Origin of the sequence: Arcanobacterium phocae (genome assembly GCF_900105865.1) — a bacterium.
Classification (GTDB): domain Bacteria; phylum Actinomycetota; class Actinomycetes; order Actinomycetales; family Actinomycetaceae; genus Arcanobacterium; species Arcanobacterium phocae.
Map to the genome: position 1 here is coordinate 806,637 of NZ_LT629804.1, position 12,084 is coordinate 818,720.

General features: G+C 52.6%; 9 protein-coding genes and 1 pseudogene. 6 read left to right on the top strand and 4 right to left on the bottom strand.

Going from position 1 to position 12,084, the window contains the following annotated elements:
* Positions 1-97 precede the first annotated feature (97 nt).
* The 3 genes from BLT51_RS03435 to BLT51_RS03445 all read right to left on the bottom strand — a co-directional run bounded on the left by BLT51_RS03435 (position 98) and on the right by BLT51_RS03445 (position 2,206).
* Positions 98-853, bottom strand: coding sequence for an ABC transporter permease (locus BLT51_RS03435; protein ID WP_091279940.1), 756 nt, complete (start codon positions 851-853; stop codon positions 98-100).
* A gap of 1 nt (position 854) precedes the next feature.
* The gene (locus BLT51_RS03440) at positions 855-1,775 is read right to left on the bottom strand and encodes an ABC transporter ATP-binding protein (RefSeq protein WP_091279943.1); all 921 of its coding nucleotides are present in this window, start codon (positions 1,773-1,775) and stop codon (positions 855-857) included.
* 80 nt (positions 1,776-1,855) lie between these two features.
* The gene (locus tag BLT51_RS03445) at positions 1,856-2,206 is read right to left on the bottom strand and encodes a DsrE family protein (protein WP_091279946.1); all 351 of its coding nucleotides are present in this window, start codon (positions 2,204-2,206) and stop codon (positions 1,856-1,858) included.
* Positions 2,207-2,461: 255 nt separating this feature from the next.
* On the opposite strand from BLT51_RS03445, the gene rsmI reads away from it, so the two are divergent.
* Together rsmI and BLT51_RS03455 are read left to right on the top strand one after the other, a co-directional pair.
* Positions 2,462-3,301, top strand: a complete 840-nt coding sequence (gene rsmI, locus BLT51_RS03450) for a 16S rRNA (cytidine(1402)-2'-O)-methyltransferase (protein ID WP_091279949.1) — start codon at positions 2,462-2,464, stop codon at positions 3,299-3,301.
* Positions 3,302-3,396: 95 nt separating this feature from the next.
* Positions 3,397-5,718, top strand: coding sequence for an MMPL family transporter (locus BLT51_RS03455; protein WP_091279951.1), 2,322 nt, complete (start codon positions 3,397-3,399; stop codon positions 5,716-5,718).
* 532 nt (positions 5,719-6,250) lie between these two features.
* On the opposite strand, the pseudogene BLT51_RS09425 reads toward BLT51_RS03455, so the two are convergent.
* A pseudogene (locus BLT51_RS09425) lies at positions 6,251-6,829 on the bottom strand (isochorismatase family protein); the annotation flags it as partial.
* Between the two features lie 109 nt (positions 6,830-6,938).
* Between BLT51_RS09425 and metG the strand changes: the two are divergent.
* The 4 genes from metG to rsmA all read left to right on the top strand — a co-directional run bounded on the left by metG (position 6,939) and on the right by rsmA (position 11,995).
* On the top strand, positions 6,939-8,744 hold the full coding sequence (metG, locus tag BLT51_RS03465) for a methionine--tRNA ligase (protein WP_091279957.1): 1,806 nt from the start codon (positions 6,939-6,941) through the stop codon (positions 8,742-8,744).
* An 11-nt stretch (positions 8,745-8,755) separates the two neighbouring features.
* Positions 8,756-9,718, top strand: coding sequence for a TatD family hydrolase (locus BLT51_RS03470; RefSeq protein ID WP_091279960.1), 963 nt, complete (start codon positions 8,756-8,758; stop codon positions 9,716-9,718).
* Positions 9,719-9,832: 114 nt separating this feature from the next.
* Positions 9,833-11,077 (top strand): aggregation-promoting factor C-terminal-like domain-containing protein, encoded by a 1,245-nt coding sequence (locus BLT51_RS03475; RefSeq protein ID WP_091279963.1) that lies wholly within the window; start codon positions 9,833-9,835, stop codon positions 11,075-11,077.
* Between the two features lie 21 nt (positions 11,078-11,098).
* Positions 11,099-11,995 carry a 16S rRNA (adenine(1518)-N(6)/adenine(1519)-N(6))-dimethyltransferase RsmA gene (rsmA, locus tag BLT51_RS03480; RefSeq protein ID WP_091279966.1) on the top strand — a complete coding sequence of 299 codons (897 nt, stop codon included), beginning with the start codon at positions 11,099-11,101 and terminating at the stop codon, positions 11,993-11,995.
* Positions 11,996-12,084 lie beyond the last annotated feature (89 nt).

The window sequence follows — 12,084 nt, forward strand, 5'->3', positions numbered from 1 at the left end:
GGGTGTCAGGGAATCTCGGCAATAGCGCAAACCTAGGCGTATATGAGCGAGGTTTGCGCTATTGCCGGGTTTGGGGGACGCTTGGTTTGGTAGCGGCCTAGCGTTCCTGGTTTCGTCGGGCTGCTAAGAGGGCAAACACGCTGAAAATAGCCAGCCACGCAACAATATTTGCCAAGGCATACCAGAGCGGGGTGCTGTAGAGCGCTCCGTTGGCGTCATACATCTGCCCATCGGTGAGGGGATAGCGTGCTAGTTCGCCAACTCCCCACATCGGGGTGAATCGAGCAACCGACAGCAGTGTGCCAGACAGCGGTGCGAAGAGATTTCCAGCAAACGAAAAGAGCACCAGCAGGCCAGATGAAATGCTGACAGCGGTTTCGGCCTTAAATGAGTAGGCAACGGCAAGCCCGTAACACGCGAAGAGTAAAACGCTCAGATAGCTGATACCCCAGACTGCTAGGAGTCGAAGCGTCGGAAGCTGGGCTCCCATTGGAATCCCTACGATGAGGAGCGAAGTGAACGTGATGGTTGAGATCAAGAATGCCGACAATATTCGATTAACGATAATGTTTCCGGAGGTCAGCGGAGTGAGTGCGAGTTGTCGGCCCCAGCCTTGGAGCCGGTCAACTGCGGCCGTACCGGTGTAGCCAACAGCAGCTTGTGCAACGGCGTAGATGCTCATATTAATGAGGACTGCCATGTTGATGTTGCCGTGCCCGATGGGCATTTCGCCGTATTCGGCAGTTCCGCCGAAGATGATGTACATGAGGATTGGCAAGCCGATGGTGAAGAACAGGGCTTCGGGCGCGCGGAGAAAACGGAGGACGTCGGAGCGAATGAGTGTTGCGTTCATGTCAGTTTTCTTTCGGTTGGGCGTCGGCGGCAATAAGGGATGCGAAGGCGTCGTCGAGGGAGGACGGGACGATTTCGAGGTTGCTAGCTCCGGCATGAAGGAGTTCACGGGCGAGGCTATCGGAGTTGGCTGTTGCACAGGTCAGGATGTTATCTGCCACGGTGGCGCTGAATGCGGCCTGGAGCCGTGCCGTTTCTGCTCGGGAAACATTCGCAATGCTGGCTTTGAGGTGGCGGACGCCGGCGATGGCGCGGATCTGGTTGGTGGGTCCATCGGCGATGATGCGTCCCCGGTTCATGAGGATGATGCGGTCGGCGAAATTTTCAGCTTCCTGTAGATAGTGGGTGGCGAAGATGATTGTTCTGCCGTGGCTGGTTTGCGTGCGCATGGCATCCCAAAATTCGTGCCGTGCGTTGACGTCCATTCCGGTGGTGGGTTCGTCCAGGATGAGGAGTGATGGGTCAGGCAGAAGTGCGAGTGCGAATTTGACTCGTTGTTGTTCGCCGCCAGATAGTTTGCCGATTTTTCGGTTCAGCAGCGGGGTGAGTTGTGTTTGGTTGACGACGTCGGTGATGCGCTCGCGGGTGATGTTTTTTGTGACGCGGTAGGCGGCGGCAATATAGGTGAGGGTTTCGTGGACGCTCATGGTTGCCAGTAGACCGCCGGTTTGCAGGAGGGCAGAGACGTTGCCAGCGCGGATTGCGGCGTGTGGGCTGAGTCCATCTATCGTGATAGTCCCGGAGGTTGGATCGTTCAGGCCGAGGATCATGTCCAGTAGTGTGGTTTTCCCGGCGCCGTTGGGGCCTAGGATGGCGAGGATTTGTCCGGCCGGGATGGTGGCGGTGACGCCGTCGACGGCGGTAACGTTGCAGGTGGGTGTGCGATAGGTTTTCCGCACGTTCTGTATGCTGAGGTTTCCCATGCTTGTATTGTTCCGCGTGGCGTGGGTGGCGCGGAAGTCATGGATGTCAGCGGTTGAGCATGACAGATGTCATATAGGTTTTAGGCTTTGACGTAGCCGTAACCTTCGGTTTGTAGGCGTGCGATTTCGACTATTCCAGCAGGCACGATGGTGCAGAATTCGGGGACCATATCTTTGTTAACTTGGCGTTGTTCGAGCCCGGTGTTGCACACTAAGAATTGGACGCCTTTTTCGGCTAGTTCGCGGATGCGTGACATACGGTGTGGTTCGACGTCGAGTTGGGAGAACGATCGAACAGCTTCGCCGTTGGCGACGACGGTGACATTCGTTCCTTCAATGCCGGAGTGGAGAAGGAAGTTGTCTACTGATCGGATTGTAAAGGGCCAACGATTGTTTTCGTTGACGTGGAAGACGAGTTTTATATCGGACATGGGTGCTCCTTAATCGCGCTTCACGAGCAATTTGGTTGTGTTTGTTATCACTCTACTGCCCAGATACTGATTTGTCTCGATGTTAAGAGAATATGGCTGTGAAATAGTGTGGGAGGACTCGAGTAGTATGGTTTTATGGATGGGCAATTGACATTGCTGGTTAGTGGTTTGTAACAAAAGTGTTCACTGTTTGAACGATGGTTCGTACATGCCAGCGGTAGTTAATGCATATTAGTGATCTTTGAGGGGTAACGGATGATTATTTTGGCTGGGACGCCGTTGGGGAATGATGGGGATGCGTCGCCGCGATTGCGCAATGCATTAGAAGCTGCAGACATAATCGCGGCTGAAGATACTCGCCGATTACTCAATCTGGCTGGACGATTGGGGCTAGAAATTCATGCGCCGGTTATTGCCTACCATGATCACAATGAAATCCAGAAAGCTCCGGAGCTGATCGCTGCCGCGCAAGCTGGTAAGACGATCGTGATGGTCTCTGACGCGGGGATGCCGTCGGTATCTGATCCGGGTTATCGGCTAGCGGCTTTGGCGGCCGAAGAAGGTGTTGGGCTCACGGTTATTCCTGGGCCGTCTGCAGTTCTGACGGCATTAGCGATTTCTGGTTTAGCGTCAGATCGGTTCGCCTTTGAAGGTTTTCCGTCACGTAAATCTGGTGAGCGCAGGCAGCTGTTTGGCAAGCTGAAGTATGACGAGCGAACGTTGATATTTTTTGAATCGCCGCGTCGATTAGCAGAGACTTTGGCGGATATGGCGGCGGAGTTCGGTCCGAATAGGCGCGCTGCCGTGGCGCGCGAATTAACGAAGACGTTTGAAGAAGTACAGCGAGGGATGATTGCTGATTTAGCAGCCTGGGCTCATGACTGCGATGTTAAGGGCGAAATTTCTATTGTTGTAGAAGGCTATTCGCGGTCGGCTAGTGGAGATGGTGGCGTGGAACAGCAAGCTATCGATGATGTTCATGAGCTGGTTGAGCTGGGTGTACGGCTAAAAGATGCGGCTGGTTATGTTGCACAACGCCACGGGTTGCGAAAGAACAAGGTTTATCAAGCTGTGGTGGCCCTCACTGTCGATTAATCGGTCAGTGAACATAGCGTCATAGAGACGATTTCAAGTGATGGTGTATTGAAAAACGCGCTAGGGTGAATGGTATCTAGCGATGGAGGATTCACATGGGGAAGCATCAGGGAACATCAGAAGCGCCAGCGCGCCAGACGCGTATTAGTGTGGATTCTGCAACGGACTTTTTGCGATTGCGAAAGGCACTGCCACTACGGATTGGGTTGCTTATCTTATGGCTGGTTGCGTTCGCTTTTGGCGGCATGGCTCAGGGAAAGATTTCGACGGTGGCAGAGTCAGATCCGTCGTTCTTTTTGCCGGCCTCAGCTGAATCGACTTTAGCTGGCGAAGAAGCGGAAAAGTTTCGCGATGATTCGACGATTCCGGCACTTGTTGTGGTGGCTAACCCCGATGGTGAAAAGATTCCAGGAGCTAGTATCGGCATTCTCGGCGCAATTGCCAAAGAATTACCAGACGTCCAGGTCACTGAGGGCCTGACGGTTAGTGATCTTGCGCAAGGCCCAATTCCGGTCATACCTAATGAGGATATGACCGCTGTTTTACTTCCCTTGAATCTTGATCAGGATCTGGTTAATGAGCGAGATGCTGATGATAAGAAGATTCTCAATGTTGCCGTTGATTCGATACAACAGAATCTGACATCGCTTTTGGCAGACCGCGGAATTGAGCCCGCGGACTTAGCCGTTTATGTTTCTGGGCCGGCTGGGCTATCTGCCGATTTAGGTGGAGCTTTTGCAGGGATTGACTTAACACTACTGCTAGTGGCTGTTGTTTTAGTGTTTGTCATCTTGATCGTTGTTTACCGATCGTTCCTTATTCCTATTGCCGTCTTATTAACATCGGTAGCTGCACTCTGTGCCGCCGTGCTGGTTGTATTCCAGATAGCGATGGCAGGATGGCTCGATCTTAATGGGCAGACACAAGGTATCCTCGCAATTCTTGTTATTGGTGCTACCACTGATTACTGTTTGCTGCTTATTGCGCGCTACCGTGAAGAACTGACTGTGGTTGAACACCCGACTGAAGCTTTGGTTCGCGCAATTAAAGGATCTTGGGAGCCGATTGTAGCTTCTGGTGGTACCGTGATTGCGGGGTTGCTGACCCTTCTTATTTCAGATTTGTCTTCAACCTCGTCCCTTGGCCCAATCGCATCGATTGGGATCGTTTTCGCGATGCTCGCTGCGTTAACGTTGCTTCCCGGGATTTTGCTCATACCTGGTAAACATGCGCGTATCATGTTTTGGCCAGCAAAAATACCGCATCATTCCAGTGTGGACGAGGCTCAAACTCATGGGGTCTGGCAGCGAATCGGTTCATTCGTTGCCCGCCGCTACCGGGTTGTCTGGGTTGCAACCTTAGCCATTCTTTTGGTGTTTTCTGGATTTGCGTTTTCGTTTAGAGCGTCCGGAACATCAGCCATCGAGCAGTTTACGAAGCCTTCCCAAGCAGTAACTGGTTTCAAGATCCTGCAAAAGGAATTTTCTGCCGGTTCAGCGCAACCTACAACTATTATCGTTGATGAGAACCGGGCCCGGTTGGCGCGCAAGGTTATTAAAGATCTCCCTGGCGTTAAAGCAGTCGTTGCCCAGATGGATGAAGAAAAACAAAACAACGCTAGTGCCCAAGGCCGGCCAGCAGGAGGTCCTCCCGCGGGAACGGCTGAGAAGCGGCCAAGTGCGCCTGCCGTCGTTTATGATCCGCTTGTTGTTGATGGTCGGGTATTGCTGAATGTGACTACTGAAATGTCAGCCGAGGATAAAGCGGCCCAAAGCGTTGTGCGAGACATCCGCAAAAAGCTCGAGCCGTTGGAAGCTCACGCACTTGTAGGCGGACCAGCTGCACAATCGCTGGATACTCAAGAAACTGCGCACCGCGATTTCTTGAAGATCGTCCCGGTTGTTTTGGGTGTTATCGCAATTTTGCTCATGATACTTCTTCGATCCGTTGTTGCTCCGCTTCTTGTTGTTGTTGCAAATGTGATTTCGTTCGGAGCTACGCTGGGTATCTGCGCTATCGTCTTTAACCGAATCTTAGAGTTTCCTGGCGCAGATGCCTCTGTGCCGTTGTATGCGTTCGTCTTCCTCATCGCGCTGGGTATTGACTACACGATTTTCCTTATGTCGCGCGCCCGGGAAGAGTCGCTCAAGGATGGAACTCGTACCGGAATTATTCGGGCGATCGGTGTTACTGGTGGCGTTATTACCTCAGCAGGAATCGTCCTAGCATCGACATTCGCCGCTCTAGGCGTCGTCCCGCTCCTGTTCATGTTGCAACTAGCGATTATCGTTTCACTGGGAATTATCATCGACACTTTCATCGTTCGATCGTTGCTGATCCCTGGTGTCGTCTACGATGCTGGCCGGATCGTCTGGTGGCCGTGGACGTTACGTAAAATTCCGGCGAAGAATTCTTAATAGGTGGTAACAAGACGCTAACTAAAGCGGGGTGGGCACGACGACGTCGCGCCCACCACTGTAGCTGCTTCAGCTTTTATAGCCCAGGCTTGTAATCGATATCTGAGAAATCGAAATCAGATTCATCAACTTCATCGGAGAAATCAATATCGTCATCGATATCAATGTCGAAGTCGTCCAATCCAAAATCGGGGATATCTTCGTCGGTAGATAGTCGCGACTCGAGAGCATCGAATCGATCCGTTTCATTGAATTCAGACCCGTCTTCATCCGCAAAATCGTCATAGACAGGGGCCTCACGGATCACTCCGCCATTGTTGGAATCCGGAAGTTCGAAATCGCGGTAGTCAGCGGCGCCATATTCGTCGTCTTCAAGATCATCAGGGATGCCGTCGCCGTCCGTGTCATTCCACGTATCTTCATCCCAATCGGTTGATGAATCTCCGGCCCACTCGTCGTCGGCATGTGAGCGAACCTGTTTCCATTCATCAGCGAGGAGCGGAACGTCGTCGTCATCGTCTTCATAGAAACCGAACGCCTCCGAAGAAGAAAGCTGTTCCACGCCAGCTTCGTCCATCTCCTTGCGCGCAGCGAGCCCAAGATCTTCTGATACTGGCACCGTGAGATCCGAAAAAACTCGCGTCGTAAACCCAGAACGTACCGCATCTAACGCTGTATCTTTTACGCAATGAGATTCTGCGATACCAACAATGTCAACAGCGGAAATTTCGTGTTCACGCAAAAGAACCTCCAGCGGCTCACCATCAGGATTTTTGCCCTCAAATCCAGAATATGCCGCGGTAAGTTCGCCTTTTTTAACTGAATCGTCAAAAGGCAAAGCGGCAATGGCATCATGTAACTCAGCTTCTGCAGTCCCGGCAACGCCATGTGGTGGCCAAGAATCAACAAAATCTGGAGTATCAGAAAAATGCCCGCCTGGGTTGATATGCCAGTCTTGAGTGGTAACAATATATTCGTAATCATCGGCGTGCTCGGTGACGAAATCAGCAATGCGTTCCGCAACTGCATTGCCCCCTTCAACTCCTAGGGCGCCACCTTCGCAGAAGGTGGGCTGAACATCGACGATAAGAAGTGCACGTTGAACTTCCATTACCCCTCCAAAAGTTTGTCATCTTTGACTATATTCTAAGCATACGTGGCGAACGTGAGATAGGCACATGGAGTTTCGTATCACAGCAATAGGCGCGTAATCTATAGGTATGAAGATATTGTCTGCTGTAGCTTGGCCATACGCCAACGGTCCTCGCCATATCGGTCACGTTGCTGGTTTTGGTGTCCCTTCTGATGTTTTTTCGCGGTACATGCGCATGGCTGGGCACGATGTGCTCATGGTCTCGGGCACCGACGAACACGGCACGCCAATTCTGGTTGCTGCAGATAATGAAGGTGTTACTCCGCAACAGTTGGCGGACAAGAATAACCGCATTATTGCCGAGGATCTTGTTAACCTCGGATTGTCCTACGATCTGTTTACTCGCACCACAACCCAGAACCATGTTGATGTTGTCCAGCATTTGTTCGAAGGATGCCGTGATAACGGTTACATGATTGTGCAAGAGCAACTGGTGGCAATCGACCCTAAGACCGGTAACACATTGCCAGATCGTTTCATTGAGGGAACCTGCCCGATTTGTGGCGCTGCCGGGGCGCGCGGCGATCAGTGCGATACCTGCGGTAACCAGCTTGATCCGCAGGATTTGATTGATCCGATCTCTAAGGTTTCCGGTTTAACACCAAACTTTACGTCCACTGAGCACTATTTCCTTGATCTGCCAGCGCTTGCTGGTGCGCTTGGGGAGTGGCTGGATGAGGTGGAACGCGATGGATCGTGGCGTCCGAACGTTATCTCGTTCTCGAAGCATCTTCTCGACGACGTTCGCCCGCGTGCGATGAGCCGCGATATCTCGTGGGGTATCCCAGTCCCAGGCTGGGAAGACAGGCCAAACAAGCGCCTTTACGTGTGGTTTGATGCGGTAGTTGGGTATCTTTCAGCATCGATTGAGTGGGCTCGCCGCCGGGCGGCTAACGGCCAGGGAAGCCCAGAGGACTGGCGCGAATGGTGGACGAACCCACAGGCGTTGTCCTACTACTTCATGGGCAAAGATAATATTGTTTTCCATTCTCAGATTTGGCCGGCGGAGCTGTTGGCCTATAACGGTGCTGGTTCCCAAGGTGGGCAGGCGCGCGATTTCGGAAAGCTCAATTTGCCTACCCAGGTTGTTGCCTCGGAGTTCTTGACGATGGAGGGGAAGAAGTTCTCGTCGTCGAAGAACGTGGTTATCTATGTGCGTGACGTATTGTCACGCTATCAGCCAGATGCGTTGCGTTACTTCATTTCTATTGCAGGCCCAGAAACATCGGATTCGGACTTTACGTGGGCGGAGTTTGTGCGCCGGAATAATTCGGAATTGGTTGCTGGCTGGGGTAATTTGGTGAACCGCACCGGTGCTATGATCGCGAAGAATTTCGGCGAAGTTCCAACGCCAGCTCAGCGTGAAGAGATCGATAATACGCTGCTCGATACCATCCACGCCGGTTTCGATACGGTTGGTCAGCTCATTGGCTCGCACCAGCAGCGCGCTGCGCTCAGCGAGATTATGCGTCTCGTTGGCGAGGCTAACACCTACGTCACTCGTACTGAGCCGTTCAAGTTGAAGGCTCCCGAGCAGCGCGAACGTCTGGCAACTGTGCTGAACACGTTAGTGCAGGCGGTGTCTGACCTGAACACTATGATGAGCGTATTCTTGCCGCACTCCTCGAACCAGATCGACAAGATCTTAGGTGGCGCCGGTGATATCGCGCCGATGCCACGTGTCGAAGAAGTGACTGATTTGGATACCGATTATCCATATCCGATTATTACCGGTGACTATTCTCAGGTTCGTCCGTGGGAACCACGCGAAGTTGTTCCGGGCACCCCGATCGCTAAGCCGAAACCAGTGTTTGCCAAACTTGATGAATCGGTCATTGCTGAAGAGCTTGAGCGACTTGGAATCGCAGAGTAATTGGCAGGTAGATGAGTAGCTCGAAAGCTAAGAAAGAACGTCGGCGGCTGGTCCTGGATATTCCGGACCGGCTGCCGGTTCCTATTGTTGATAACCATACGCATATTTCCCCAGATCCGGCAGTGGGTCTTGACGGGGATGCACCGGTTCAGAATACGGACGACGCCGGAAATTTGCGAATGCCTGTTTTGCTGGCAACGTTGCGTGATGGAATGGCGAAGGCCGGGGTACGGGCGGCGATTTCTTCAGGCTGCGAAGTGCCGATGCTGGAGTTTACCCACGATCTTGCCCGTGATGTTCCTGAGATTTGGGCAGCGTTAGCGATTCATCCTAACGACGCTGCGTTGCATGCGGGAGTGCGTGAGGTCGCCCCTGACGGTCTAGAACCGCATGTGGATCCGTGGCATGATGAATTATCGTTGGACGACGCCGTAGCGAAAGTTGCGCAACTGAGCGCAGATCCGTGTGTGGTTGCGATAGGTGAGACTGGTTTGGATTATTTCCGTACTGGTGACAATGGTAAGCAGGCACAGCAGGATGCGTTCCGTGCGCATATTGCGCTAGCGAAAGAGCTCGGTAAGCCGTTGCAGATTCATGATCGAGATGCGCATGCTGATGTGATTGATATTTTATTAGCTGACGGTGCACCGGAGCGGACGGTATTCCATTGTTTCTCGGGTGGTCGCGAAATGGCTCAGCTATGTGCCGAACACGGATGGTATGCCTCGTTTGCCGGGCCGTTGACGTATGGCCCGAACGTAGAGTTACAGGAAGCATTTGATGCCATGCCAGATAACTTAATTTTGGTAGAGACTGACGCGCCCTATTTGACACCAGTTCCGTTTAGGGGGCACCCGAATGTTGCTTGGGGCGTAGGATATACCGTGCGATTTATGGCTCAGCGGCGTGGCACGCGCCTCGAGGATTGGTGCTCGATAATAGATAACAACACCCGAAATGTATATGGGATATAGAATTTGTCGGATCTTATTTGTTAGGCGTCGCACCCTGGCGTGACTAATTGTTACAATTTGATTACGATGGGTATACATCAGATAACTAACCAATGTTAGACGTGGAGAAAACCAATGGATGAAACTCAACTGTCTGCGATGACTCCGCCAAAGCCAGGCTCGCGCCGGGCGCGGCGAGCGGCAGAACGAGCAGCAGCGGCCGCAGCCGCAGCAGCTGAGGCAGCCAAGCGTAGTACCGCAACTACCGGGGAAATCCCGGCGATTAGGGAGACTCCAGCGATTGCTCCGCAAACGTTTGCATTGCCACGTACTCGTCCAGTTTCACTAGCTCCTTCGACTCCATTTGCGGAGCAGATGAACCATGATCTGGTTATTGCACAAGTGGACGAGGATAACGCCGTCGTCCGTAAATCTCGTAAAGCAACCATGATGCAAGGTGTGGGGATCAGCTCTGCAGTAGCTTTGGTTGCGGGAATTGGTTTGGGTATCGCCGTCGATAATGTTCCTAAACATATGGCGATGGCAAGTGGCCCGTCAGCAGCTGAGCTGGCGGTCGCTTCTGTTTCGCTGGGGGAGCATACTCCAGTGATCGATGGCGTTACGTCGCATTTTATGGTGAGCGTTGATGGTAAGACTCGAAAGATTAATACTTCTGCGCGTGCCAGCTTGGCAGACGCGCTAACTGCTGCAGGCATTGAGATTAACGAAGCAGATATTGTTTCGGCTCCATTAGATAAACCGATTAAAGCCGGCGCTCAAGTTACCATTACTCGCGTAACCACTGAGACGGTATCGGAAACGTACGATGTTGAACCAGAAACCCAGCGTGAAGACGATCCAACTTTGCCAAAGGGACAAGAGAAGAAAGTCAGCGAAGGTAAAGCTGGCCAGGGAACTCGGACCGTTGTGATTACTAAGCATGATGGTAAGGAAACAAGCCGTGCAGTTAGTGTTGATGCGATAACTACCCCAGCTGAACCGACCGTCATCAAGGTCGGTACTAAAGATAGCGCTAAGTCAGCTGTCGCAGTGCCAGTTAATGCAGCGCCAGTTGCACCTGGAACTGCACGTTCAATCGCGGCTGACATGGTTGCGGCTCGTGGCTGGTCGGAAGCAGAATTCGCTTGCCTCGATCAACTATGGCATCGCGAATCAGGATGGAACCACTTGGCAAACAATCCATCCTCAGGCGCATACGGTATTCCGCAAGCTCTGCCGGGGTCAAAGATGGCTTCTGCAGGTGCCGATTGGCAGACTAACCCGGCAACACAGATCACATGGGGTCTGGGATATATTGCGGGTCGTTACGGAACACCGTGCGGCGCACTAAACCATTCACATTCTGTCGGCTGGTACTAAACCCAGTACAGTGAGGAAAAAATGAGCCACCACCCCGTTCCTCTTCTTGGACCGGTGAAGATTCGCCAACTTGCTGAACAACTTCATATTCGTCCAACGAAAACTTTGGGGCAGAACTTTGTCCACGACGCCGGAACGGTGCGGCGCATAGTTCGCGATGCCGGAGTGGTAGCTGGAGACCATGTTGTTGAAGTCGGACCAGGGCTTGGCTCTCTCACGTTGGCCATTTTAGAAACAGGAGCTATCCTTTCTGCAATCGAGATAGACCCGCCTTTAGCCAATGCGTTGCCGGCTACCATTGCCGAGGTCCAGCCGGAGTCGGTAGCTAACTTCGCGGTCACCAACCGAGATGCGATGGATATTTTGTCTGTGGCTGATCTTGCCGTGCCAGATGTAATCAAGTGTACGGATCAGTTCATGCCTAAGCACTTAGTAGCGAATCTGCCGTATAACGTGGCTGTGCCAGTGCTCCTGACGCTGCTTCAATCGCTGCCCACATTAGAAACAGTAACCGTGATGGTTCAACTTGAAGTAGCTGATCGGTTAGCGGCTCAGCCGGGCTCTAAAACGTACGGGGTGCCATCAGTGAAAGCGAACTGGTATGCCGATGTGTGGCGTGGCGCAAAAATCTCCCGCAATGTTTTTTGGCCAGTACCCAATGTTGATTCGGCATTAGTGCATATGCGCCGCCACCCAGAACCAGAAGGTGTGGATCGACGTGACGTGTTCGCCGTCGTCGATGCGGCTTTTGCACAGCGTCGCAAAACTTTACGCGCCGCACTCTCCACTTGGGCGGGCAGCCCAGCGCGTGCCGAAGAAATTTTGCGTGCGGCCGACGTCGATCCGTCGCTTCGCGGAGAAAAACTTACGGTTGACCAATTCATCGCAATTGCTTGCCGCGCCAAAAAAGTGGCGTAGATTACGAAAGATATTGCGAAACGCTCCAGGGTGCCTTATATTTAAAGAGTAAAAATCCTGGGTGTTACTGGTAAGCAGGCATGACCAGA